Origin of the sequence: Methylophaga muralis (assembly GCF_001720165.1) — a bacterium.
In the GTDB taxonomy this organism is placed as follows: Bacteria; Pseudomonadota; Gammaproteobacteria; order Nitrosococcales; family Methylophagaceae; genus Methylophaga; species Methylophaga muralis.
Genome location: NZ_MCRI01000002.1, coordinates 88,186 through 114,242 on the forward strand (window position 1 = coordinate 88,186; position 26,057 = coordinate 114,242).

Here is a 26,057-nt window from a genome sequence, read left to right on the forward strand (position 1 = left end):
GACCCACTCACTTTATTGTTCAGGATGAAACACAATGGCAACTTTTGGCGACTTCCCACCGGAACATACGCAACCACCGCAAAATGATGCAGCGCAAAATGACAAATGGGAACGCAAACTTTTACAAGATCTCGCATTTGCTGCCATTAAAGAACAACGTGCATCACGCCGTTGGGGTTATCTATTTAAATTTTTAATCCTGCTTTATCTGGTTGCCGTATTTTTAGTTACCAGACCATTCGGCGGTTCCTCATTACCATCAGGACCCCATACCGCTTTAGTTGAAGTAAGCGGCGTGATCGCGCCAAACACTGAAGCTAGTGCAGATCGTATTGTGACCGGTATTCGCGATGCATTTGAAAATCCACAGGCCCAAGGCTTGATCATTCGAATGAACACCCCAGGTGGCAGCCCGGTTCAATCAGGTGTTATCAATGATGAAATAACACGCCTGCGTGCCACTCGTCCTGACTTCCGGGTCTATGCCGTTATTCAGGATGTATGTGCATCCGGTGGCTATTACATCGCAGTAGCTGCTGATGAAATTTATGCAGATAAAGCCAGTATTGTCGGTTCGATTGGCGTACGTATGGATAGTTTTGGCTTCACTGAAGCAATGGATAAACTAGGAGTAGAACGACGTTCATTGACTGCTGGCGAAAATAAAGCTTTTCTGGATCCCTTTATGCCGTTACAACAGGATGATGTGGAGCATGCACACAAAATGCTTGATAACATTCATCAGCAATTCATTGATGTGGTCAAAACAGGTCGTGGTGATCGCTTGAAAAATAATGATGAGATTTTCTCTGGCCTGTTCTGGTCAGGTGAACAGGCACTTGAGCTCGGCTTGGTTGATGGACTTGCGAATAGCAGCACAGTTGCCAGAGACATTGTTGGTGCAGAAGACATTGTCGATTACACGCCTCGCCCAAGCTATCTGGATCGATTTGCCGGCAGTCTCGGCGTCAAAATCAGCGAAACATTAATCAGCAGTCAATATTGGAATCTGCGCTAATGACAACCGGGCATCATGATGAACTTGCAGCAAAGGCGCTGGCTGAACGTCAGGAATTGTTCCGCTATGCTGATTTGAACCACCCATTGATTGCCTTGTTATTTAATGAAGCATCGCTGGAAAAATTAACACCCGATGAACCGGATGCAGCATGGCTTTAACAGCGCAATCACTGGTTAATAAATCACTCGAATTGGTCTCACCGCCCAGTACCTATGCGCGGCTGGATGAATTGATTAATGATCCAGATAGTGCAATTGACGATATCAGTAAAATCATTAATACCGATCCCGCGCTGACAACACGCTTATTGAAGATCGTTAATAGTCCGTTTTACGGTTTTCCTTCTCAAATCAACACTATTTCCAGAGCTATTACCGTTATCGGGATCCGTGAACTGACCCATTTGGTATTGGCAACCTCTGTAGTCAATGCATTCACTGGCATTCCAAAAACACTGATCGAGATGAACACCTTCTGGCGACACAGTCTGGCTTGCGCTATCTGCGCCAAATTGTTGGCTGAAGCCGCCGGTCATAAACAAAGTGAGCAATATCTGATTGGCGGGCTGTTGCACAATATCGGCAGTCTGGTGCTGTATCAGTCAATGCCTGAGCTTGCCGCTGAATCGATTAAAAGTGCCCGTTTCGGCCATGAGGTTTTACATTTAGCTGAAAAAAGGGTGATCGGTTTTGATCATACCGAAGTCGGTGAAGCCTTAATTCAGGCATGGCGTTTACCCGAATCGTTAGGATTTGTTGCCAGACATCATCATCAGCCTGTGGCTTCAGGTTACGCAGTAGAAGTCTGCATCGTGCACGTGGCCGATGTGATGGTAAGCGCAGTTCCTTTCGGCCATAGTGGGGATATGCATGTACCGCCATTAGATCCCGTCGCTTGGGAAAGATTAGGCTTGTCCCCAGAGATAATTCCACCGTTATTGCGTAAAGTTGCCATACAATTAGAGCATTTGGCAGCAAACTTATTATAAGAATCTAACTTTAAACGAACAGCAAACTAGTAAGAGGCAAACATGAGAACAGTATTACTTGGCGCGCCGGGTTCCGGTAAAGGCACTCAGGGTGTTTTTCTATCGAAAAAATTCGATATCCCGCAAATTTCCACTGGCGATTTGTTACGTGCCGCCGTCACCGCAGGTTCTGATCTGGGTAAACAGGCTAAATCCGCGATGGATGCTGGCGCCCTGGTATCTGATGAAATCGTGATTGGCCTTATTCGTGAACGTTTAACCCATGATGATGCCAAGAATGGTTATATCCTCGATGGCTTCCCACGTAATATTGCTCAAGCGGAAGCATTGGATCAGATGCTTGTTGATCTGGGACAACCGTTACAAGGTGTTGTGTTGCTGGATGTACCATTCAATGAATTGATGCAACGTTTAACCGGACGTCGTACCTGTAAAGATTGTGGTGCTATCTTTAACGTGCATTTATCACCACCGGCTGAAGAAGGTGTCTGTGATAACTGTGGCGGCGAGTTATTCCAGCGTCAGGATGATAACGAAGCCACCATCGAAAATCGTTTGAAAGTATACGAAGAACAAACCGCGCCACTGGTGGGTTTTTATCAGCAGCAAAACAAACTACACACCATTAAAGGTACCGGTGATATTGATGCGATTACTGATGCAGTCGGTGCTATTTTCGACGACATCTGATTTGATTAACTGATGGCAGCTATTCTGGCCACCGGCATTGCCACACTGGATATTATCAATGAAGTTGCCAGTTTTCCGGCAGAAGACGATGAAGTTCGTGCAATAACACAGCGCATCAGCCGTGGTGGTAATGCCAGCAACACACTTTGTGTACTAAGTCAGCTGGGCCATCAAAGTTTTTTGGCGGCAACCTTGATTGATGAGGCTGATGTTCAGCTTATCGAAGCCGATCTAAATCACTATCAGATCAATACCCAATTTTGCCCTCGCCTCAACGAGGGCAAAATGCCAACTTCCTATATCACACTGAACCGCCAGAATGGCAGTCGAACCATTGTGCATCACCGTGATTGCCCGGAATTATCTTTTGACGCATTCCGACAAATCGATTTAACTCAGTTCGACTGGTTACATTTTGAAGGCCGCAACATTACAGAGCTAGCAAAAATACTCGAACATTGTCGGCAAAATTCACCAAATGTGCCGATATCCCTTGAAATTGAAAAACCTCGTGACAGCATCGAAAGTTTATTCGACATGGCAGACTGGCTGTTTTTCTCCAGAGCATATGCAGAAGCAAAAGGTTTTCGTCTTTCTGAGGATTTGTTTGATGCTGTTTGTCATGCACATTCAGCAACCTGCACCTGGGGTGCAGAGGGAGCGTATGGCTGGCACAATGCACAGATGATTTTTTGCCCCGCGACCAAAATTCCAAAGGCAGTCGACAGTCTGGGAGCTGGTGACACCTTTAATGCCGGCATGATCCATAGTCTGTTGGCAAAAAAGTCGCTTAATGACAGTCTGCAATTTGCCAGTCAGTTGGCTGCCCGCAAATGCCAACAATATGGTTTTGAGAATCTTGTTAAATCATTATGAAAAAATTTGTATGTCATATCAAAGACCTGAAAGACCATCAAAGCTATGGATTTCAAATCCCATTAGAAGAAGGTGAACTGGATATTGTCGTGCTTCGCCAAGGCAAGCAAATCCGCGCCTATCTAAATCATTGCCCGCATTTAGGCATTCCATTGAACTGGCAGCCGGACAAGTTTTTATCGCTGGAAGAAACCCATATTCAATGTTCAACTCATGGCGCATTATTTACCTTGGAAGAAGGCTATTGTATTTCCGGTCCCTGCCGTGGACAAAGCCTGACCGCCTTACAAACAGAAATTAATGATGGTGAGCTGTATCTGGTCTCACAACAATAAGATCCGCACCGCTTCACGCAACTGCTGAAGCAGATCCTGCTTACCTTTTAAATTAAGTTGCCGGCAGACTGCCGCTATCGGTTGCTGCTGCAATACAAACCGTAAACAAATCAATTGCATTAAGGTTGGTAGTGATAAAAATCGCTGCTGTGCCACGCAATTCAACACAAATGTCCGAATGGCAACCTGGCAGGCATCGTAATGGCGCTTCTGGAAAGCATAAGCGGTAATCTCTTCTTCATCTATCGCACTGAGTGGCAATTCGGATTCCGGCAGCATTTGGGTCAACAACGGGATCAGCCCGCTTTCCAGATGGCATAGTTGGCTATGTAACAATTCCGGCCACTGCTGAATGAGTCGTTGCTGGGTTTGCTCCACCAGTCCTTCACCAACCTTACTAATTGGCTTTGCCAGAATTACCGCATGCCGCCCGCTGACATGATCACTGTGTGCCCCCACTCGCAGTAATCGATAATCGCTGTTTTGCCAGAACCTTAACAAAGCTTCACTGGCAGCAAAACTGCAGCCTAATATGTCGGTGTTTTCCGGTAAATGACTGGTCACGGCGCTTAATAAATACTTGCCGATCCCGCGATTCTGCAACGCCGGATGGACAGCAATCCTTACAATTCTTTGATAATGATATTCACCGGCAATACTGATCCCCGAATGAGCCAGCAGAGTTTGTGGTAACAGATGACCATGTAATCGGCGTTCACCGGCAAACACTGCTGCAGCTAATCGTGGGTTAATCGGACCTTCTTTAACCAGCCAGACACTGGCGACCAGTTGCTGCTGATTAAACACACCCAACAGCCACATATCTTCACGATCCAGCAGCATTTGCAAATCGGATGGTCGAGTCCGGTAGTGTGCAGTCACCATCAAGCCAAAACATTGCCTTAATAAGGCTTCATCCTGTAATAATTCTGTTGCAGTCAGTTTTTTAACCTGCAGCCGTTGTATCCCAAGATCGACGATCAATTCTTCAGCAACCGGCTCAGCATCCAGTAAACATAGTTCAAAGCTGAATTGCTCCAAAACATCGCCGAGATTCCAGCGTACCGGCTCGATTAATTCAATCTGCCTCCACCCCGGTGCTTGTTGTTCAAGAATTTGCTGGAACTGCAATTTAAACCCACGACCACTGCCCTCGTACCCATGCAGAGTCGTTGCAAAAATGATACGCGAATAACGTTGTAACATTAGTGTCAACATCGGCAAAGTTAATGCTGCCGCTTCATCAACCAGTAAAACATCCGCTTCCAGTTCATTTTCCAGCAATGCATCTGGTGCAACAAACTGAATCTCGCCATCATTCCAAAATAACTGTCCATGACCTAATTGAGCGTCAGCCAATTGTTTGGCAGCGTGTGTAAACAAGGTGTCGACGCTGGCATAACTTGGCGCCGTAACCACGATTTTCTGTTTACCCTGTTTGAGCAATTCAGCAGCAGCCACGCCCAACAAAGCTGTTTTGCCACGACCTCTGTCAGAAGTAATAACTAAAGGTCGACGCCGGTGACCAAATGCCGTTTTATGTAACAGGCTTAAGGCATTTTGTTGATCAACTGTGAGCTTAAACGCACTGGTTGTCGTGTGTTTTTCTGGTCGAAAATCACTGGGTAAAATCTGACCCGGCAGCCAATGGTGGAATTCAGCGAAATCCATCAGATAGCGTTCGATAATCATTGAAAATCGTTGATACCAGTTAGATCCAGGATTGGTTTCTGGCAGCAAAATGACCAGAATGCCACCAGCACGAATGGTGCCGATAATGGCTGCAAAGCTATCTGCGTTGAACTCCTGCAATGCATCAAAAACAACCACATCAAATTCCCGGCCGAGAAATTGGCGGGCTTGTTTTTGGCTATATTTACCGGCAGTAGCCTGAGACGAATCAGTCAGCCAGATATGCTCTGTTGTTTGCCAGACGGCCAATAAGGCTTCAACAGTTTGATGACAAAGTTGCAAATCACCTTTTACCAACAAGCAGCGGCGTAATGGCAAGCTCAATGTCATCAACTTCTGAAGTTTAATAATGCGGTGGTGGCGGTTCGTCCGCCTGCTGAACTAATTGGTCGGCTTGCAGCGCTTCAACCTGGCCAAGCAGTTTTTCCATACGCCGTTCCAGACGGTCAATCTGCTGTTGCTGATCGGTCACCACTTGATTCAGTTGTTCAATAACGCCATCCTGAAATGCCATGCGGGTTTGTAAATCTACGATATCTTCATGCATAGCAAACTCCCCCTTTTGTTATAGATAGTTGACTACAAATTGCATCAAACATGACGGTCTGCGTGACATCAATCATCGCCATCATAGGATAATGCTGGCGCCAACCAACGCTCGGCGTAATCAAGCGTCCAGTTTTTCCGTTTTGCATAATCCTTGACCTGATCTTCACTGATTTTGCCGAGGCCAAAATAACGTGATTCCGGATGAGCAAAATAGAAACCGCTGACTGCTGCAGTCGGCAACATGGCAAAGCTTTCTGTCAACGTCATGCCGATACGTTTTTCAACGTCCAGCAAATCCCATAACAGACCTTTTTCGGTATGATCCGGACAAGCCGGATAACCCGGCGCTGGACGAATACCCTGATATTTCTCATCAATCAGATCTTCGTTATCCAGCTGTTCGTCTTTTTTGTAACCCCAGAATTCCTTACGCACCCTTTCATGCATACGTTCGGCAAACGCTTCCGCCAAACGATCAGCCAGTGCTTTGAGCATAATGCTGTGATAATCATCATGATCGGCTTCAAAACGTTCGATATGCTCATCAATGCCGATTCCTGCGGTGACCGCAAATGCACCGATATAGTCTTCGACGCCAGTTTCTTTCGGTGCCAGAAAATCAGCCAAAGCTGCATTTGGCCGGCCAGGTGGTTTCTCGGCTTGCTGACGCAGCGAATGTAATTTCATCAATACCTGCTGACGGCTGTCATCGGTATAAATTTCGATATCATCATCACCGACACTGTTGGCCGGGAATAAACCAATTACTGCACGTGCTTTAAGCCATTTTTCATCAACGATCTGTTTGAGCATTTTTTTCGCATCTTCAAATAAATGCGTAGCATGCTCACCGACAATTTCGTCAGTCAGGATACGGGGATATCTGCCTGCTAATTCCCATGACTGGAAAAATGGCGTCCAGTCGATGCGATCCACTAATTCCTGCAATGGATAATCATCAAACACCTGAATACCGGTCTGTGCAGGTTTTACCGCTTGGTATGTCGGCCAGTCGATTTTGGTTTTATTCGCACGTGCCTGTTTCAAAGTCAGTAAACGTCGAGTGGATTTACGGCCTTTATGCTGTTCACGTTTGGTCTGATAATCGGTTTTGATTTTGCCAACAAAGTCGTCACGAGTGATTTTACTGACCAGATTCTGTGCCACGCCGACCGCACGTGACGCATCTTTAACGTAAATCACCGGGCCATGATAATTCGGGTCAATTTTGACTGCGGTATGGATAAGTGAAGTCGTTGCACCGCCAATCATCAACGGAATTTCAAAGCCAAGTCGTTCCATTTCCTTGGCCATATGCGCCATTTCTTCCAGAGAAGGCGTAATCAATCCAGACAAGCCGATAATATCGACATTGTGCTCACGTGCGGCATCCAAAATCTTCTGTGCCGGTACCATCACGCCCAGATCAATGATTTCAAAGTTATTACATTGCAATACCACGCCGACAATGTTCTTGCCGATATCGTGAACATCGCCTTTTACCGTCGCCATCAAGATCTTACCGTTACTACTACTGACGGTGCTGTCGTCTTTTTCCAGTTCGATGAATGGCATCAGATAGGCAACGGCTTTTTTCATTACCCGAGCGGACTTAACCACCTGTGGCAAAAACATTTTGCCTTCACCAAATAAATCACCGACCACATTCATGCCGTCCATCAACGGGCCTTCGATGACCTCCAATGGTTTGGCATATTCCTGACGCGCCAGCTCAGTATCTTCTTCAACAAAATCTGCGATACCTTTGACTAACGCATATTCCAGCCGTTTAACTACCGGCAGACTGCGCCATTCCAGATCTTCTTTTTTCTCGACACTGCCATCGCCTTTATATTTATCAGCGATTTCCAGCAAACGATCAGTGGCATCATTGCGGCGGTTTAAGATAACGTCTTCGACCCGCTCACGTAGTTCTTCCGGTAAATCATCATAAATCGCCAGCTGTCCGGCATTAACGATACCCATATCCATACCGGCTTTGATGGTGTGGTAGAGAAACACTGCATGAATCGCTTCACGTACCGGATTATTACCACGGAACGAAAACGACACGTTGGAGACGCCACCGCTGATCATCGCATGTGGCAGGCTTTGCTTGATATCGCGGGTGGCCTCAATAAAGTCGACGGCATAATTGTTATGCTCATCAATACCGGTCGCCACGGCAAAAATATTCGGATCGAAAATAATATCTTCCGGCGGGAAATGTACTTTTTCGGTGAGGATCTCATAACTGCGGGTACAGATTTCGCGTTTACGTTCACGGGTATCGGCCTGACCATCTTCATCGAACGCCATGACGATAACGGCCGCGCCATAACGGCGTACCAGTTTGGCCTGTTCGATGAATTTTTCCTCACCTTCCTTGAGACTGATCGAGTTGACGATGCCTTTGCCCTGAATACATTTGAGGCCAGCTTCGATGATTTCCCATTTGGAGGAGTCAATCATGATCGGCACGCGGCTGATATCGGGTTCGGCAGCGACCAGATTGAGGAAGGTCACCATTGCGTCCTGCGAATCCAGCATGCCTTCATCCATATTAATATCGATGATTTGCGCGCCGTTTTCGACCTGCTGTCTGGCAACCTCTAAAGCTGTATCGTAATCGCCTTCCTTGATCAGTTTGGCAAAGCGGATTGAACCGGTGACATTAGTACGTTCACCAATATTCACAAACAGACTTTCTGGTGTAATGGTCAGCGGTTCCAGACCACTTAAACGGCAATAATGTTTATTTTCAACGCGCTGGCGTGGTTTGACACCTTCGACGGCTTCAGCAATTGCTTTGATATGTGCCGGCGTGGTGCCACAGCAACCACCGATAATATTCAGAAAACCGGATTCGGCCCATTCCTTGATCTGAACCGCCATCACTTCCGGTGATTCATCATATTCGCCAAACTCATTTGGCAGTCCGGCATTGGGATGCGCACTGACATAACTGGTGGAAATATTTGACAGCTCTTCAACATACTGACGCAGTTGATCGGCACCTAAAGCACAGTTCAAACCAATGGAGATCGGCTGTACATGTGACAGCGAATTCCAGAAAGCCTCTGCAGTTTGGCCAGAAAGTGTGCGGCCACTGGCATCAGTAATGGTGCCAGAAATCATCACCGGCAAATGCACATCGTGTTGTTCAAAATACTGCTCGATCGCAAATACAGCGGCTTTGGCATTCAAGGTATCAAATACCGTTTCTACCAACAGTAAATCACTACCACCGTCGACCAAACCGCGAATGGCTTCCAGATAGGCCTCAACTAACTGGTCGAAACTTACATTACGGAAACCAGGATTGTTTACATCAGGAGAGATACTGGCGGTACGATTGGTAGGACCTAATACGCCGGTAACAAAGCGCGGTTTGTCAGGATTGCTGGCAGTAAATTCATCAGCGACTTCTCGCGCCAGTTGCGCCGAGACTTTGTTCAATTCATAAACCAGATCTTCCATCTGGTAGTCTGCCATTGCAATCGAAGTACCATTAAAGGTATTGGTTTCGACTATATCGGCACCGGCTTCAAAATAAGCCCGATGAATATCCCGAATGATCTGCGGCTGAGTCAGCGACAGTAAATCGTTGTTACCTTTAACATCACAAGGATGATTGGCAAAACGTTCACCGCGGAAATCCGCTTCACTCAATTTGTAACTTTGCAGCATGGTGCCCATGCCGCCATCGAGGATCAGGATCTTTTGTTCAAGCAGGCTGCGGATTTGATGAGAAGCTGTGGTCAAAACGGTTTTCCTGTCAGGCAGTTAGAGTATGGAAAAAACGCTTGATTATAACAGAAACTCTTTGGTATTCGGCCACGCCAACTGCTTTTACCAGGAAGATTAAACAACTGAACATGAGCAGTACTTGTAGTCGTTCACAACCTATTTTTAGTTAAGTTTTAATGAAAAAAAAGGAAGCTGATGCTTCCCCTTTGGATTTTGTCGCAGTTTCAGAAATTGCTTTAAACGTGTGATAGTTGATATATCCAACGAGAAAGCATTTCCAATTGCCGGCTGTCTTCTTCTAGCGCCTGGTTAAATTCATCAGCTAAATCCTGCAATCCCATATTGGTAAACAGTTCATGCAGGGTGTGCCATTCGGCATTATCGTTGGTAGCAAAAATCTGCACCGATTCCAGACATTGCAAAATACTGGTGTTTTTCTGACTGAAGACTTTAGGTATTTGCAAAGTTGCAAGCAGCGTGGAGTCCATATCTGGAATCCAGTCATCTGAATCAAAACCTAATGTTTCAATCGCTTTTTTAAGCAATAAACTGTGCTCGACTTCTTCATCACGAAATTGCCTTAACAGATCCAATGAAACAACTTTCTTTTTGCCTTTTTGTGCAGCGAGGCATTTAAAAATAAGCGCTTCATAAAGCCTGACACTGGCGCGTTCAAAAGCGAGTCGCTGGCCCAATTTGTGTAATAACAATTCGGTATTGTGCTGATGGACTTCGGTAATGGTACCAACCGTCCCATCAGGAACAGCTTTACTCAATGCCTTGAAATCCATTTCATCAATAATAAATTCAGGATGAAGTTGGCTTTTTACACGTTTTTTTTCAGAAGTGTCGGCGGTGGTTAAATGGTCACTGGCGACAGTTTTAGGAAACCGGTTTTGCTGGCTCGGAATAGACTGACTATCTAACTTTCTGGCATGTGGCATGGCAACGTCCTTTATCTATTTGAACTTGCTTAAGCGTTTTTAAATCAAAGCGGCGTCATGAATGTCGACTTTTTAACGCCGCAGGCTCATCCAAATTGAGCAGTGAAATTATCGTTGATAAATGTTTCATACTGATTTCAACGATAAGGTGTGGTGGTGTCATCCGGATATGTCGCATCGGGGTAAGTTGTATCAGGCACAACTGGCGTATTCCCCGCTGGAGCTCCGGTATTGGGTAAAGCAGGATCGGTAGTTTGCGGGGTTTGCGGATTAACCCGAGTTGGAGGTGGTGGTGGCTCAGGTGTCATAACTGATCGTGAAGGAGGAGTTGCAGGCAGAGGTTGTGTTGTTTGTGGAGTAATTGGAGTGTTGGATTGATTCTGTCTAATCTCACTATCAATCCGGTTATCGATTGGCTGGCCGACTTGATTGCTCTGCTGTTGATTTATCGTTGATCGGTGGTCCTGAGGCTGATTCAAATCCTCAGCCAAGACCGGTGTAGCAAAGTAAATGGCCGAAACCGCTGCTGAAACAAATAACTTTTTAAACATTTCTTTAATCCTTTATGGAAAGGTAACTAGCAAAATGACAGTTCTATATAACCTAATGTTTCAATCAAAATTCTATTTCTACACATCTTTTAATTAGTGTTGCTCAATGGCTGACTCAATCCAGACTCTATGATGACGTACGTCACCCAAAGCTTGCTTTAACATAAGTTGAATATAGCCTGGAAATATTTCTTCATTCGCACTTTCATAAAGTTTGTTGGTTAAGCTCTCGTTTAACAACATGGCGTGCAGAATGGCTTTGTCTCCACCAATTCCAGCAATAACAACCGGGCCTTTGGTCAGAAACTGTTTGTAATTTGCCCCTTCCGGTGGTGTGCCACCTTCTTGAATAATGGCATCACATAATTGCATTAAATGACGTTCATGTTCTCCGAGGAACTCGGTCATCTTTGCTCGATAATCAAGATTCTCAAGACGTTCTATTGCTGCTTCATAGGTCTCAATGGCATTGAATTCCAATGCCACTAAGTCCCCTAACTTGGAAATTACGTTTTCCGAATTCATCACATCAATATTTCTAAAATCGTTGTCGTTCATTGTGTCCATCATATGCTTATCGCTTTTATGGGTGCTGTTGTTTTATATAAATAGTCACGCTGTTTATATTTAACGTTGACCAGACTGACTAGCAATGTGGCAAGCTCTATGCCAGACAGCAGTTTTTAAGATGCAGCAAAGCTATAGCATCACTTTAAGCAAAAGGCAGTGAGGCATCCCCCCCAGAAAAAACGCTATTTTCTATATAAAAAATTCCTATGATCGGTAATTTTTACTCGGCCAATATCTTATTAGTGTTTTTAGCGAACTAACTTCCTCACGATAGCCACGGTTTCACTCACTTCTAATGGACGGAATAGCTTTTGCATCGTTGATAGCAGCAATTCTGATTGTTCACCGTAAAGGGGTTAACAAGTGACACAAACATCTGCGAATAGATCCTCCGATCCGAGAAATCGTTACCCTCGTCCAGAGTTTGAGACCCAGCCGCATAAACTGCCCGGGGAAGAAAACAAAATGCAGCCGAGAGCTGATCATGGTGAAAATAGTTATCAAGGCCACGATAGACTTGCCGGACAAGTAGCTTTAATTACTGGAGGTGACAGTGGTATCGGCATGGCCGTGGCACTCGCTTATGCTCGAGAAGGTGCCGATATTGTGTTTACTTATCTCAGTGAAGAAAAGGATGCCCATGAAACAGAGCGTTTGGTCAAAGAAGCTGGCAGAAAAGTCATTTCAATAAGAATGGATCAATCGAACAATCGTGCAGCTTGTGATAGTGCTGTTGATTTGTGTATTGAAGAGTTTGGCCGACTGGATATTCTGGTCAATAACGCCGCGTTTCAACAAACTTATGAATCAATTCAGGACATCCCGGATGATGAAATCAGCTATGCGTTTCAAACCAATATCGAAGCCTTTTTTCATTTTTCCCGAGCTGCGTTAAAACATATTCCGCCAGGCGGCTCGATCATTAATACCACTTCCATCCAGGCTTTTGAGCCAAGCAGCAATCTTGCACCGTATGCTGCCACTAAGGCAGCCATTGCTAATTTCACTATTTCACTGGCATCTGAAGCGATAAATCAGGGAGTACGAGTAAATGGTGTAGCGCCAGGACCGGTGTGGACGCCCTTAATACCGACTACTATGCCAGATGAAAAAGTAAAAAACTTTGGTGCCAACACCTTATTTGGTCGTCCAGCCCAACCAGCTGAACTGGCTCCGGTTTATGTCTTTTTAGCCTCAGCGGATGCCAGTTATGTGACTGGTGAAATTTACGGTGTCACAGGAGGCCGAATGCAGATGTAAAATGCTGGGCCCCCACCATTCAAACTTTGAATGAGCCCAACTGATACTTCAAACTGTTGGCTGCTTCATCCAGTTGGTTACCCACCTGATTCAGCTGGCGAGCGCCCTCGGTGGTATGTTCGACCAGTTGCGAAATCTTATTAAGATTCATGCTGACATCCTCACATACTGCGCTTTGTTCTTCGGTCGCCGAAGCAATCTGGAATGTCATTTCCGTAACTTCAATGATTGCTTGTTGAATATCTTGCAATGCCGTCTCCGCTGCGCGGGCCAGATCAACGGTTTCCGTTACTTGCTGCCCGCTTTGCTGCATTTTTGCCGCGGCCTGACGACTGCCTTTTTGCAACACGCTTAGTTTGTCTTTGATATCCACCGTGGCCACCTGAGTTCTGCTAGCTAGCGCTCGCACTTCATCTGCGACCACAGCAAAACCTCGGCCTTTTTCCCCGGCTCGGGCAGCTTCAATTGCAGCATTGAGTGCCAGCAGGTTGGTTTGTTCAGCAATGCCTTGAATCACTGACAATATGCTGACAATCGCCTCACTATTTTTCTCCAGTTCTAACATGGCAGTTTGGGATTCCTGCACACTGTTACTGACCTCGTGAATGGACTCTGAAGTACGTTTTACCAGCCCTGCACCAGATTGAGATGACTCATTGGCTTTGCTGACAAATTGTGATGTGCGATCAGCATTTCCGGCAATTTGTTGAGCGGAAGCCGCCATTTCAGTTACCGCAGAAACCATTTCTTCGAGCAACTGTTGTTGCTGATCCATCTCTACTCGTGTCTGTTCACTGATTTGACGACCTTCAGCAGATAACTTACTGACATTTTCACCCAATGGGATTAACTGCTGAATCAACTTGCGGAGTTTGCCAATAAAGATATTCAGGAAACCCGATAATTTACCGGTCTCATCCTGACGTTGAATATCAAGTTTCTGGGTCAGGTCACCTTCTCCTTCAGCAATTGACGCAACCAAAGTGGTCATATCTGATAGTGGCTGGATACTACTGCGGGCCACCAGCCACACCACACCCACGCCAATCAGAGCCAAAATCAGACCTAGCAAGCTAGTACTGCTGATAAAGGTAGTTTGAGCACGATCAAGAAATTGTTCCTGTTCGGCTACGGCTGCTAATACTTTGGCTTCTGGAACCGCAAGATAAGTCACCCAGGCCTGCTCACTTCCCGGCATTTTAAATGGACTGAGCACAACAAATTGTCCTTGTTGTTGCAAAATCTGGCTTTGTCCAGCTTCACTAACAGCGAGTAATGCTTCTCTGAGCTCACTATTTAATGCATTAAGGTTCTGACCAATTAGCTCAGGCTGCTGGCTATGTCCGACAATTACTCCACGTGGACTAACTAACAAAGTTTGGCCAACTCCCTGATACAGCTGGGCAGCAACATCAATAATCACTGATTGTAAAAATGCGGCCGAAATATCAATGCCCGTATTACCAATAAAGCGGCCTTTATCCATTACTGGCGCAACCAGAGTGGTCAATAACACTTGCTCACCACCAACAGGATAAAGATAAGGATCAATGACACAACTGCTTTTACTGTCTTTGGAACAAAGATAATACTCACCGGCTCTTACGCCATTTTCGTCCATGGTAGCGTCTTCAAGACCTTCCAGATTTTCCACAACAAAGCCATTATTATCGGAACGCACGACATAGGGCATAAAGCGACCTCGGGCATCACTGCCCAAGCTGTCACGATAAAGGAAATCACTTCCGTCCATTTCGTTTGGCTCAAAAGCAACATAAACACCTAGGAAATCATCGTTAAGCATCAAAGTCTGTTCCAGCATTTTGAGTGCAAAACCGCGCTTTTCAGTGATGTTCGTATCCGCTACAACAGCCCGCATAACTGCAGCATTCGCCTGAGCTGTATGCAAAGCTCTTTCGAGGGGGATTCGTAATTGCGCCGCAGTATCCTGGGCCAATAATTGTAAATAATCTTGTGCTTGCTGCTCAGTGATCTCGCGGCTTTGCTCAGCAAGATTCTGTTTAATCGTACCAAATTGCCAGACACTAATCAGTGCAGTGACTACCACGACGGTCAATAGACTCAGTCCGGCCCAAATACTAAAACGCTGTTGAATGGAAAGGTGCATCTATAACTCCGATATGAGGGAACTGGTACAGACGGTATACCACTTAATTTGCAGTCTGATTGCAGACCGTATCAATCTCATTCAGTGAACGGCAGAAATAATGCCCACGATGGCAATGTATTTCGATTTTAGCCCTGGTCTGGTGATTGAGTCTCAATTTAGCCGCTTCGCTGTTAGGCTTGAGATAAGCCTGAAGGATTTGTCATTGCGACAAACCGCACTGACTTTGCCAGATTATTTATGTATGTGCAATTGAGTTGTCAGTAATCTGCCTAGCAGTTCGCATAAACTAATTTGCTGCTGTGTTCGATAAGTTGAAAAGGCCGTTTTCTTCTATGTTCACAAAAGGCACTAACCTTCCCATATCGAGTTTTGCCTTGAAGCTGTACTCAAGACTTTTGTTCTGACCAGCTAATAATCGGTTGATTAATCGAGCGCTACCCAGTAAATCCGGGCTGGCCTCGATAGTGAAATCAGCCATACCATATCCCGGAATTCTGGGTAAATCTGACGTTGCACCGCTTAATACGTTGTTATTTTCTACCGCGATGGAATAACTCATGCCCTTTAACGGCAAAGCATTACGATTGGGATTAATGATCTGCAAACCGATAATAAATCTTGGTGCCAGACCATTGGATTCCGGCGCTAAAGAAAAAGAAGTGATATTAACCTGCGGTTTTTCATAGCTGGGTGACCAGCTGGCACAGGCTGATATTAAAGCCATCAGCACTACTAGAAGCAGTTTTTTGCAAAATTCATGACATTCCTAATACGCTAAATGGAAATCAGTCTAGCTGATACGGCTGAGTAATATATTAATCCGTGTTTAACCATTGAGCGTTCTTCGATATCAGTAACTGAATCGCCAGCGGCAAACAGGCACGCTGGCGATCGGGATTCTCAGGCTGCCTGAAGTATTAACCGGTTTACGCCATTGATTAATGCTTTGATTGCAGCAGTAGTAATATTTTCATCCTGCCCCACCCCAAATATCGGCTGACTTTCACCGATTTTAATTTCCACATAACACACCGCTGCCACATCAGACCCAGCTCCCAAACCATGTTCGTGGTAATCCACTACCGTAATAGTTTGTCCAGTGTGTTGTGCCAAGGCTTTGGCTGCGGCATCAATCGGCCCATTGCCCTGTCCGCTCAAAGAGATCTGCTGCCCCTCAAAGATACTGTTGATATGCGCTTCGACAGCATGCTCTTCACCACTGATCTTGCTGCTGTGGAACTGATAAGGCGAATTCACCTGTAAATATTCCTGATCAAACAAGCTGAAGATATCGGCGCTATTCACTTCTTTGCCGCTGGCATCACTGACTTTCTGTACTGTTTTACTGAATTCAATCTGCAAACGACGTGGTAACTCAAAACCGGCACGCTGTTGTAACAAAAAGCTCACCCCGCCCTTGCCAGATTGGCTGTTTACCCGCACCACCGCATCATAACTGCGATTTAAATCTGCCGGATCAATTGGCAAGTAAGGTACTTCCCATAAGCCCTCGGGATCTTGTTTGGAAAAACCTTTTTTAATCGCATCCTGATGGGATCCGGAAAACGCGGTAAACACCAATTCACCAGCATAGGGATGACGTGGATGAACTGGTAACTGTGTGCATTCTTCTGCCAATTGGCGGATCTGATCAATCTGGCTGAAATCCAGACCAGGGTTGATACCCTGCGAATATAAATTCAATGCCAATGTCACCAAATCAACATTACCGGTACGTTCACCATTACCAAACAAACATCCCTCTACCCGATCAGCACCGGCCATCACTGCCAATTCCGCTGCTGCGACTGCAGTGCCACGATCATTATGTGGATGCACACTCAAAATAATGCTGTCTCGATTGTTTAAGTTGCGATGCATCCATTCGATTTGATCAGCATAAGTATTAGGCGTCGACATCTCCACCGTGGCTGGCAAATTGAAAATCATCTTGCGTTGTGGTGTTGGCTGCCAGATGGCGGACACTGCATCACAAACCTCTTTGGCAAATTCCACTTCAGTGCTGGAAAACACTTCAGGAGAATATTGATAAACCCATTCGGTTTCCGGATGTTGTTCAGTTAACGCTTTGACCCAGCGTGTGCCTTGTTCAGCAATTTCTTTAACACCGGCTTTATCGGTGTTGTAAACGATTTTGCGAAACGCTGGAGCAATCGGATTGTACATATGCAAAATGGCACGACGAGCACCTTTCAGTGACTCAACAGTACGTTCAATCAAATCCTGACGGGCCTGAGTTAATACTTCAATCGTTACATCATCCGGGATCACATTTTCTTCGATCAACCGGCGTACCAAATTAAAGTCGGTTTCTGAGGCTGACGGAAATCCCACTTCAATTTCCTTAAAGCCCATTTCCACCAAAGCTTTGAAATAACGCATTTTGGTTTCGACCGACATCGGATCAATCAACGCCTGATTGCCATCACGCAGATCGGTGCTCATCCAGATTGGCGGCTTTTCAATCACCTGATTCGGCCATTGGCGATCCGGCAATTGAATAGGCTCAAAGCGGCGATACTTTTGAGCGGGATTGGCAATCATCTTCTAACTCCTGAGTCTGGATAAGCAAAATAGAGTTGCCTGATGACGTGTATTTAAGAACGCTTCCGGTAGGTTTATTTAACATGGATTGGAGGATAACCAATCATTTTTCAGTTTCCGCCATTCACTTGTGGTGAACTTGAGATCACTGCGTTAAACAAAGCTTGTGGCTCATAACGCTACCGGTTCAGGCATGTGAAATAGTATAGAGAGTCAGCTGCAGAATTAAATTGCTAAAGTTGCCTAAAATCACCTCAATAACAAATATAATTGCTGATAAATTAATTTTTAAAGCATAAAATGCTTTTAATATAAATTATTGGAGTAAATAATGACTGAAAAACTGGATCGTTATGACCAGATGATTCTCGATATCCTGCAAAAGCAGGGACGAATTTCCAATCAGGAATTGGCTGAAGCCATTAACCTCTCGCCTTCTCCAACACTGAGACGCGTCAAACAAATGGAAGAAAACGGTTTGATTGATGGTTATGTGGCGTTATTGAATGCTCGCAAACTCGGTTTGACGCTGATGGCCTTTATCGGTATCAGTATGGATAAACACACGCCGGAACGTTTTAGTGGCCTGGAAGAAAAACTCGCCAGCTATCCGGAAGTGTTGGAGTGTCATTTAATTACCGGACAGACAGCCGATTATTTATTGAAAGTGATTGTTAAGGATATGGATGCCTATCAACAGTTTCTGTTGCAGAAACTCACCCGCATTGAAGGCGTGACCGGTGTGCATACCTCGTTTGTGATGAAGTCACCGATTAAATCGACGGCGTTACCGCTAATTTAACCGCTTTGGTAAGCGTTATGTTTTCAGGATTTTTCTAAATGCTCACGAATAGACTGTAATTCCTGTCTATGTGCATCGGTCGCTTGAGGATAAGCCAATGGTAAATCGCTCAGTGTTTTTAAGAATATCTCCGAAATAATCAGCCGGGCATTCTGTTTATCATCGGCTGGCACGATGAACCAAGGCGCTTCTTTGCTTGTTGAAGCATTGATACAGTCTTCATAGGCTTTGGCGTAATCATCCCAGTATTCACGTTGTTCGATATCAGCGGTAGTGAGTTTCCAGTTTTTATCCGGATCATCAATTCGCTGCATAAAACGTCTGGCCTGCTCATCTTTGGACTGATGCAAAAAGAACTTAATAATTCGGGTACCATTACGATGCAAATGTGCTTCATGCTCAACGATTGAACCATAGCGCTCACGCCAAAAGGCTTGCTTGGGTGGTAACTTTTCCGCTAAGCGTTGATTTACCAGAAACTCAGGATGCACTTTTACAATCAGCACTTCTTCATAATAAGAGCGATTAAAAATTCCGATGCGGCCTCGTTCAGGCAGACAACGTGCTGTTCGCCACAAAAAATCATGATCCAGCTCATTGTCACTGGGCTGTTTAAAACTGAATACCTGAAACCCCTGCGGATTAATACCGGACATCACATGTCTTATCGCCCCATCCTTGCCAGCAGCATCCATGCCCTGAAAAATCAGTAACACTGAAAAACGATTATCAGCGTAAAGCTTATGTTGCAAGTCACTTAATGCCTCGACATTTTTTTGCAGCAATTTTTGGTAGTTTTTCTTTGAGCTGTATAACGGGTCAACTGTAGTAGGCCATTTTTTCAGTTTCACCTTACTATCTGGCAATGCCTGAAAATCGCTGATATTAAGCTTCATTTTTATAGCCTTTGAAGGTTTAGACTGACATTTTTACCTGAAATATTTGCTTATTAAACGCTTGAAAATCTCAAAGAACAAATTTCAAATACTCTAATATTCCGATCTAGAGAAATCTTTCTCAGGGAAGTCTTTATTGACTTGCCACAGCCCATCAGCAAAATAACATTGCGAATCCTGCCAGTTTTTTAATACGCTAAAGCCGGTCTGCTCGGCTAGATGCTGCATATCGGATAACAGGTATTTATGAGAAAGCTCAAGGTGGATCGCTTCATGGGCATTAAATTCAAAGGTTTTTTCCAATGCGCCGATATGCACTTCCTGATGCTCAAGGGATACCAGATAACTTTCCATCGCCCCATGCCGCGGATTGTACATTCCATGATGGGTAAATCGTTGGATATCAAACTCACCATCCAGCTCGGTGTTTATCCGTGTCAGCACATTTAAATTGAAATCCCGAGTAATGCCATGTTTATCGTTATAAGCTCGGGTTAATACTTCAATATCTTTTTTCAGATCAAAGCCCATCAATAATAAATCATTGTGATTCAAACACTTCCAGATACTGTGTAAAAACCGTTTGGCGCTTGGAAAATCAAAATTTCCGATATTTGATCCCAACAACAGCACCAGTTTTCGGCGGTCAGAAGTATTTTCCAGATGACGGATACTGGCGAAATAATCACCGACAATGCCATGCGTGGTCAGCGACGGATGGGATTGCTTCAAGGAATCATCCAGATCGGCCATGGCGCTTTCCGAAATATCAATCGGAATGTATGAAAATTGATCAGTAAGTTTTAACAGCTGGCTAAGCAAAACCTTGGTTTTACGCCCGTCCCCAGCTCCCAGCTCGACTATTTCAAAAGGCTTGCCCTGCATAAATTCAGCAATCTCACCGCCAACCTTGTTGAGGATCTCAAACTCACACCGAGTTGGATAATATTCTTCCAACTCGGTGATCTGTTCAAAGAGCCGACTACCTGTAGCGTCATAGAAATATTTACTCGGCAGAAATTTCGATGGCGCGGAAAAGCCCATTAATACATCAAAGGCAAACTGCTCTTTCAGGACGTCTTGCGTTTGATGTCGTAACGAATCTAAAACCAGATAACTCATTAAAGATCCTTTGCTAACCTAATACCAGTGAATGCCCAACGATCTGAAGGACGGTAAAAATTACGATAACTAGCGCGTAGATGATTTTTGGGTGTCGCCACACAACCACCCTTCAAAACATATTGGTTGGCCATGAACTTGCCATTGTATTCACCTAACGCTGTATTGATTGTTTTATAACCGGGATAAGGCGAATAGGCACTGCTGGTCCATTGCCAGAGTAACCCGGTATCAAATTCATCACAGGCCCGATCAGGGGCTGGATATACCATTTCACTGGGGTCCCAAAAAGCTTTTTCATATTTAAAGAGCTCTTTATCACGAGAGCTATATGCCTCAAGCTCAAACTCAGTGGGTAACCTTGCTCCCATCCATCTCGCGTAGGCATCTGCTTCATACAAACTGATATGGCTGACGGGTAAATTTGTATTTAATGGGCCTAAACCACAGAGATGGTATTCATCCCAATTTTGATTTTTTTACGCCAGTACAAGGGATGGGTGATTTGTTTTTCCTGTATCCAGTCCCATCCATCACTAAGCCATAGCTCAGGTCGTCTATATCCGCCATCAGTCATAAAATCGAGATATTCACCATTGTTAATAAGCCGATCAGATAATTGAAAACCGCTAATCCAGCGGCGATGGCGTGGTCGTTCATTGTCGAAAGAGAAATCATCTATCCGTGCACCGAACAACGAAATATTTTCTGTCGATTCCAGCCAACCTAATGCTCTTGCTGGCAGTAAGAACTTATCGGTATCAGCTATTTGTTGATAAGCATCCGGCCAAGGATGATTTCCAAGAATGAATTTAATATCCATCAACAACAATTCTTGATGTTGCTGTTCATGCTGAATACCAGTGGCAATAACCTCTAATTGTTTCAGAGAGAGCGAGTTTGACTCAAAAAGCTCAATAACCGCCTCAGTTATACCTTGACGATAGCTCATGATTTCCTTCACCGAAGGACGAGACAATTGCCCCCGGTTGGTCTGCAACCAATGTGCTCCCTGACTCTTGTAGTAGGAATTGAATAAATAATGGTATTGCGAGGATTTTTTGGTTTGAGCAATATTGAGCGGCTCTAAAATAAAACAATCAAAAAACCATGATGTATGGGCCAAATGCCATTTGGGTGGGCTGACAAAGCTGGCGGGTTGAACCACGAAATCTTCAGTGAGCAAATTGGCACAAATCTGTTCCGTTTGTTGGCGGACATCTGCAAATACCTGCTGAAGAGATCTGTCGATTTCCTGGTCAATTTGTCCGTTAAAATTCTGCTCTGTTACTCCATTTTTTTTTGTCATTGATTCAACTCCATATTGGGTTTTATCAACCACCTGACCTTTAAAATGTCGCGATTAGCTGGTTAAATTGAGAACTGAAGTCCTCAACTGCAAACACATTGCTTGCTGGGTTGAGATGACCACCATTTACTTGAGATAGCGGAGTCGTGAACGACCCCGCACACCTTTTTCCAGATAACTACAACAAGATGGCCAACAGAATAATGATTGGAATTGGCACACCTAAAAACCATAAAAGAATAGATCGCATAATATTTCTCCTTAAAAGATGCTTAATGTCATCAATGGATTAATGAATAACTGAATCACGTTGACGACCGCCAACCGTAGCCATAAAGCTGGCGATATATGCACCAATCAATAAAGCGATAAACAACCATAACGAGGCAAAAGTAGCACTGGTCAATGCAGCATCAGCCGCTTCACGAGCAGCAAGTTCAGCGTCAGCGGCTGCTTGTTGAGCTCGGGCAATCACTTCATCAATACGTTGCTCTGCTTCAGCTTCATTCAGCTCGGTGTAGTTTGCTACCAAGCCGACAACATATTGTTTGTCGTCTTCGTTCAGCTCACCATCACGCAATGCCTGCACCACAATTGTGGAGAGTTCATCACGAACATCCCTATCAGCACGTTGTTCAATTTCTGCACCTGGGGCTGTACGTAAAAGCGCATTGGTAACGTAATCCGATGACTCGGATACGGCATCACTGATCATTGGTGCGGCCGAAGTTGCACCACCGGCTAAAGAAGCTCCTGCTTTGGCCGAGCCACTGATGACTGCACCAATACTTGAGAGTATTAATGTTGCGACCAGAAGCGTGGCTACTGCCCAGCTGATAAGGCCATGGGCCGTGTCACGGAAATAAATTTCATCAATATTGATATCCGTCCAGCGAGTTCTAAGACGACCGGCCATATAACCACCGAGTCCTGCTGAAACGATTTGGGTGAAGGTTAACCAGATAACGGTTGACCAACCAATGGCTTCCATACTCACACCTTCATTCTGCCAAGGTGAAATAACGGAAAAACCTAATCCAAAACCGAGGATTAACATTATCAATGTCATGGCTGCGGCGCTAACCGCCCCGGCAAAAATCGCTGCCCATGACACACTACTGTTGTTGCTTGCTGAGAGAGTTTCCATATCGCTTTCCTTTTAATTTGCTTTCAAATCCGGATTTGCTTTTTCTGAGGAAAATCACCTAGGCAGTTATGCCCAGAAATTAACTTTTTAAACGCCTGAAATGCCATTCAGACAATTGAATAAAACAGAATTACAACGAATACTTTTCGACATTTGTGAGCTGAGGAAAAGTATCGTAGTGTCAGTGCTGAAAGAGTTTTCAAAGACACTACGAAGTTCAAGGTAGCAACCAAAGCAGTCGGCTGATATTACATAGGTTAAAGTTCACGAAAAATAATCATCTCGCGACGTTTCGGTGATCATTACTATGCAGATAATGGTCAGGAATGACTCAGCAACAGATGGCTGAACAGGGCCAGACAAAAACCGAACACCGCTCCCAAAGGTGGAGCCCAGTGTCTGGCGAGTTTTGACTGAGGGGCAATGTCCTGAAACACCAGATACAGAATGCCACCCGAGGCAAACAGCATAATCGCCCCGAGTATGCCGGGGTGTTCAGATAAAAAGAAATAGCCCGCCACTCCGGCTATCGGACCAAGCGCAACAAACAATGTCATCTTGCTAAGCACATTACTGTGCCTGTTGTGCTGTTTTAGCTCGCGATAGGCGTTAAAACCCTCGGGTAGATTCTGTAATCCTATCAGCAATGCCAGTAAAGGTCCTGAAGCCGGGTTCAGTGCCATCAAACCGCCTAAGGCGATAGCTTCCGGCACATAATCCAATATCATGCCCATGAGCTGGGGAGATTCATTTTTGTGCAAACCGAGCAATCGTTCTATGTAGAAAAAAGCCAGGCCACCAGCGACAATAAACAAAATATTCCAAACAGAATCCCCCATATTCTCCAGGCCTTCGGGAACCAGCACCAGCATTACCGCACCCAGCAAAATGCCGCCCCCCAAAGCGATAATGAAGTGCCTTAATTCTTTTTCCAGCCATTGTGAATGTACCCGCTCAAAGCTGGCCACAAAACCACCGACAGGGATGCAGATACCGGCGGCCATTGTGAGTAATACAATCTGCAGAACGGTTGTGTTGTCCATTGTTTGCCTTCACCACTTGCTGAGAATGCTGTTTATTAATACTTTCGATATTAGCCAGATTTGCTACACCATACCAAGCCGGCTTTGAATATTTAAATCATTAATTAATCAGCACTTTTATCACATACACATGTCAATCATTGAAACTCATCACCCCAAAAGCATGGAGAACAAAGATGACAACACTTAAACAGGCAGCTCAATTTCATCGCTTTATGGCCTATTTTCTGACGACACTAACAGGGCTTATTATCAGTAGCTTGGTTATGGCTGATTCACCCAATGATAAAAATATCGTAAATGAAGCTGACAGGGTTTCTCTGGATTTCTACGAGTGGAATGTTGAATGGCAGAATACCCGGCCTCGAGATCCCTATGTCAGCCCGGATGGCAGTGTGTGGTTTGTTGGTCAGGTTGGTGATTATGTCGCCAGATTAGATCCAGTCTCAGGCGAAATGCAACGCTACGAAATTCCCAAAGCAGGCCCACATACAGTCATTGTCGATAATCAGGGTTATCCTTGGTATGCCGGCAATAAAGATAAACATATCGGTCGATTGGATCCTGCCAGCGGTGAGGTGACTCGTTATGAGATGCCGGAAGGTGTCAACGATCCACATACGATGGACTGGACCTCCGACGGCAATATCTGGTTTACCGTTCAGCGCTCAGGCAAAGCTGGTTTTATCGGTACCTTAAACACTGAATCGGGTGAGGTCGACATCATTGAAGTGCCCGGTAACAATATGCGTCCTTACGGGCTGGTGATGGATAAACAAGATCGTCCATGGATTGCCTTTATGGGCAGTAATGCCATTGGCACCGTAGATCCACAAACCATGCAACTGGAAATCATTAACACTCCCAATGAAGAGAGCATTATTCGTCGAATCGGTTTAACGTCGGACGGACGTGTCTGGTGGGTGGATGCCGATGTTGGTTATGTCGGTGTCTACAATCCGCGGGATAAATCCATGCAGCAATGGCAGACACCCGGTGGTGAATCAGCAGGCTTATATGCGATGACCGTCGATAATCAGGATCGTATCTGGTATGTCGAAACCGGTTTACAACCCAACAGGTTTATCGGTTTTGATAGCAAAACTGAACAATTTATTGCGATTGATGAGGTGCCTTCAGGCGGGCAAACGGTAAGACATATGGTGTTTGATAAAGAAAGCAATGCCATTTGGTTCGGCACCGATGCACATACTATTGGTCGAGCGGTAGTGCCGGATTGACTGACACTGTCAGAGATAAGGGTCGTTCAAAACGGTATTAAAATAAATTACTGATTATTAGCGACGCAGTTAAACCGGTAAGAATAAACGACAGCAGTGCGAGTAATCCGTCTTTGGCAATCAAGGCCAGACCAAATGCCACTAAGGCAAGACCTCCGGCGTTGGCACTGAACGGGACGACCTCCATAAACGGCAGCATCAACGCAATCAGAATACAGACGACTGCAATAATATATTTGGCTGTGCCGTTTACAAAAACCAGTAAACGCGGACGAATAAGTTTATCGATATAACCTGCCGGTTTTCGTAACCATTTGACGGCAGTAGCCAGCTTTTCGCTGGAAATAGCCCGTTGCAACAGCCAATGGGGTAACCAGAAATGTTCCTGTCCGATTAAAAGCTGAACGGCAATTAAAAAAACAAACATGCCCATAATGCTCGGCCCCCCCGGAATATCACCAATTACCGGAGCTAATATAACCAAGCCCGCCACCAGCAACATGGGGCCAAAAGAACGGCGACCAATCATATCCATAATCAAATCGATGGAAACCTTTTCGCCGTTTTTTTACTCG

24 protein-coding genes and 2 pseudogenes are annotated in these 26,057 nt (G+C 45.0%); 9 read left to right on the plus strand and 17 right to left on the minus strand.

All coding sequences use genetic code 11. The annotated features are described in order from the left end of the window. The first annotated feature begins 34 nt into the window (after positions 1 to 34). The 6 genes from A9E74_RS02090 to A9E74_RS02110 are packed head-to-tail and all read left to right on the plus strand — an operon-like array spanning position 35 to position 3,910. Entirely contained in the window at positions 35 to 1,018 is a 984-nt protein-coding gene (locus A9E74_RS02090; RefSeq protein WP_069295011.1) for a S49 family peptidase, read from the plus strand. Further along, positions 1,018 to 1,179 (plus strand): hypothetical protein, encoded by a 162-nt coding sequence (locus A9E74_RS14320; RefSeq protein ID WP_168800121.1) that lies wholly within the window; start codon positions 1,018 to 1,020, stop codon positions 1,177 to 1,179. The genes A9E74_RS02090 and A9E74_RS14320 overlap by 1 nt, the downstream gene beginning before the upstream one ends. Beyond that, a complete protein-coding gene (locus tag A9E74_RS02095) occupies positions 1,170 to 2,009 on the plus strand; it encodes an HDOD domain-containing protein (RefSeq protein ID WP_069295012.1) in 840 nt (279 codons plus the stop codon). Before A9E74_RS14320 ends, A9E74_RS02095 begins: the two co-directional genes overlap by 10 nt. Positions 2,010 to 2,051: 42 nt before the next feature. After that, a complete protein-coding gene (locus A9E74_RS02100) occupies positions 2,052 to 2,699 on the plus strand; it encodes an adenylate kinase (protein WP_069295013.1) in 648 nt (215 codons plus the stop codon). Positions 2,700 to 2,711: 12 nt separating this feature from the next. Further along, positions 2,712 to 3,575, plus strand: a complete 864-nt coding sequence (locus A9E74_RS02105; protein WP_069295014.1) for a PfkB family carbohydrate kinase — start codon at positions 2,712 to 2,714, stop codon at positions 3,573 to 3,575. Beyond that, positions 3,572 to 3,910: a Rieske (2Fe-2S) protein gene (locus A9E74_RS02110; RefSeq protein WP_069295015.1), complete on the plus strand. Its 339-nt coding sequence runs from the start codon at positions 3,572 to 3,574 to the stop codon at positions 3,908 to 3,910. Before A9E74_RS02105 ends, A9E74_RS02110 begins: the two co-directional genes overlap by 4 nt. On the opposite strand, the gene A9E74_RS02115 is transcribed toward A9E74_RS02110, so the two are convergent. From A9E74_RS02115 to A9E74_RS02140, 6 genes are all read right to left on the minus strand, one after another. Next, the gene (locus A9E74_RS02115; RefSeq protein ID WP_069295016.1) at positions 3,899 to 5,932 is read right to left on the minus strand and encodes a tRNA(Met) cytidine acetyltransferase TmcA; all 2,034 of its coding nucleotides are present in this window, start codon (positions 5,930 to 5,932) and stop codon (positions 3,899 to 3,901) included. The genes A9E74_RS02110 and A9E74_RS02115 overlap by 12 nt on opposite strands. Positions 5,933 to 5,945: 13 nt before the next feature. Then, positions 5,946 to 6,149 carry a SlyX family protein gene (locus A9E74_RS02120; protein WP_069295017.1) on the minus strand — a complete coding sequence of 68 codons (204 nt, stop codon included), beginning with the start codon at positions 6,147 to 6,149 and terminating at the stop codon, positions 5,946 to 5,948. Between the two features lie 68 nt (positions 6,150 to 6,217). Next, positions 6,218 to 9,916, minus strand: a complete 3,699-nt coding sequence (metH, locus tag A9E74_RS02125) for a methionine synthase (protein WP_069295018.1) — start codon at positions 9,914 to 9,916, stop codon at positions 6,218 to 6,220. A gap of 221 nt (positions 9,917 to 10,137) precedes the next feature. Continuing rightward, the gene (locus A9E74_RS02130) at positions 10,138 to 10,845 is read right to left on the minus strand and encodes a hypothetical protein (RefSeq protein WP_069295019.1); all 708 of its coding nucleotides are present in this window, start codon (positions 10,843 to 10,845) and stop codon (positions 10,138 to 10,140) included. 137 nt (positions 10,846 to 10,982) lie between these two features. Next, the gene (locus A9E74_RS02135; protein ID WP_069295020.1) at positions 10,983 to 11,396 is read right to left on the minus strand and encodes a hypothetical protein; all 414 of its coding nucleotides are present in this window, start codon (positions 11,394 to 11,396) and stop codon (positions 10,983 to 10,985) included. 93 nt (positions 11,397 to 11,489) lie between these two features. Further along, positions 11,490 to 11,954 (minus strand): DUF2383 domain-containing protein, encoded by a 465-nt coding sequence (locus A9E74_RS02140; protein ID WP_168800120.1) that lies wholly within the window; start codon positions 11,952 to 11,954, stop codon positions 11,490 to 11,492. A gap of 375 nt (positions 11,955 to 12,329) precedes the next feature. Here A9E74_RS02140 and A9E74_RS02145 point away from each other — a divergent pair, with 375 nt between their 5' ends. Continuing rightward, positions 12,330 to 13,226, plus strand: coding sequence for an SDR family oxidoreductase (locus A9E74_RS02145; protein WP_069295021.1), 897 nt, complete (start codon positions 12,330 to 12,332; stop codon positions 13,224 to 13,226). A gap of 19 nt (positions 13,227 to 13,245) precedes the next feature. Here A9E74_RS02145 and A9E74_RS02150 read toward each other — a convergent pair whose 3' ends face one another. The 3 genes from A9E74_RS02150 to leuA all read right to left on the minus strand — a co-directional run bounded on the left by A9E74_RS02150 (position 13,246) and on the right by leuA (position 17,922). Further along, positions 13,246 to 15,354, minus strand: a complete 2,109-nt coding sequence (locus tag A9E74_RS02150) for a methyl-accepting chemotaxis protein (protein ID WP_069295022.1) — start codon at positions 15,352 to 15,354, stop codon at positions 13,246 to 13,248. Between the two features lie 289 nt (positions 15,355 to 15,643). Further along, positions 15,644 to 16,081 carry an LEA/WHy family protein gene (locus A9E74_RS02155; protein ID WP_069295082.1) on the minus strand — a complete coding sequence of 146 codons (438 nt, stop codon included), beginning with the start codon at positions 16,079 to 16,081 and terminating at the stop codon, positions 15,644 to 15,646. Positions 16,082 to 16,257: 176 nt separating this feature from the next. Next, positions 16,258 to 17,922, minus strand: coding sequence for a 2-isopropylmalate synthase (gene leuA / locus A9E74_RS02160; protein WP_069295023.1), 1,665 nt, complete (start codon positions 17,920 to 17,922; stop codon positions 16,258 to 16,260). A gap of 331 nt (positions 17,923 to 18,253) precedes the next feature. Here leuA and A9E74_RS02165 point away from each other — a divergent pair, with 331 nt between their 5' ends. Further along, entirely contained in the window at positions 18,254 to 18,724 is a 471-nt protein-coding gene (locus A9E74_RS02165) for an Lrp/AsnC family transcriptional regulator (RefSeq protein ID WP_069295024.1), read from the plus strand. 23 nt (positions 18,725 to 18,747) lie between these two features. On the opposite strand, the gene A9E74_RS02170 is transcribed toward A9E74_RS02165, so the two are convergent. The 7 genes and pseudogenes from A9E74_RS02170 to A9E74_RS02190 form a co-directional block, all read right to left on the minus strand. Beyond that, complete coding sequence (locus A9E74_RS02170; protein WP_069295025.1) at positions 18,748 to 19,620, minus strand: ADP-polyphosphate phosphotransferase; 873 nt, start codon at positions 19,618 to 19,620, stop codon at positions 18,748 to 18,750. A 93-nt stretch (positions 19,621 to 19,713) separates the two neighbouring features. Further along, positions 19,714 to 20,742, minus strand: a complete 1,029-nt coding sequence (gene egtD / locus A9E74_RS02175; protein WP_069295026.1) for an L-histidine N(alpha)-methyltransferase — start codon at positions 20,740 to 20,742, stop codon at positions 19,714 to 19,716. Continuing rightward, positions 20,742 to 21,014, minus strand: a complete 273-nt coding sequence (locus A9E74_RS14475; protein ID WP_245652011.1) for an SUMF1/EgtB/PvdO family nonheme iron enzyme — start codon at positions 21,012 to 21,014, stop codon at positions 20,742 to 20,744. The genes egtD and A9E74_RS14475 overlap by 1 nt, the downstream gene beginning before the upstream one ends. A gap of 51 nt (positions 21,015 to 21,065) precedes the next feature. Beyond that, positions 21,066 to 21,158 (minus strand): annotated as a pseudogene (locus tag A9E74_RS15040) (SUMF1/EgtB/PvdO family nonheme iron enzyme); the annotation flags it as partial. 23 nt (positions 21,159 to 21,181) lie between these two features. Continuing rightward, positions 21,182 to 22,051: a DinB family protein gene (locus tag A9E74_RS02180; RefSeq protein WP_218104272.1), complete on the minus strand. Its 870-nt coding sequence runs from the start codon at positions 22,049 to 22,051 to the stop codon at positions 21,182 to 21,184. 289 nt (positions 22,052 to 22,340) lie between these two features. Further along, the gene (locus A9E74_RS02185; protein ID WP_069295027.1) at positions 22,341 to 23,198 is read right to left on the minus strand and encodes a hypothetical protein; all 858 of its coding nucleotides are present in this window, start codon (positions 23,196 to 23,198) and stop codon (positions 22,341 to 22,343) included. A 320-nt stretch (positions 23,199 to 23,518) separates the two neighbouring features. Further along, entirely contained in the window at positions 23,519 to 24,241 is a 723-nt protein-coding gene (locus A9E74_RS02190; protein WP_069295028.1) for a ZIP family metal transporter, read from the minus strand. Positions 24,242 to 24,417: 176 nt separating this feature from the next. On the opposite strand from A9E74_RS02190, the gene A9E74_RS02195 reads away from it, so the two are divergent. Further along, a complete protein-coding gene (locus A9E74_RS02195; protein WP_245652012.1) occupies positions 24,418 to 25,482 on the plus strand; it encodes a Vgb family protein in 1,065 nt (354 codons plus the stop codon). A gap of 37 nt (positions 25,483 to 25,519) precedes the next feature. Here A9E74_RS02195 and A9E74_RS02200 read toward each other — a convergent pair. Beyond that, positions 25,520 to 26,032 (minus strand): annotated as a pseudogene (locus tag A9E74_RS02200) (exopolysaccharide biosynthesis protein); the annotation flags it as partial. Between the last annotated feature and the right edge of the window lie 25 nt (positions 26,033 to 26,057).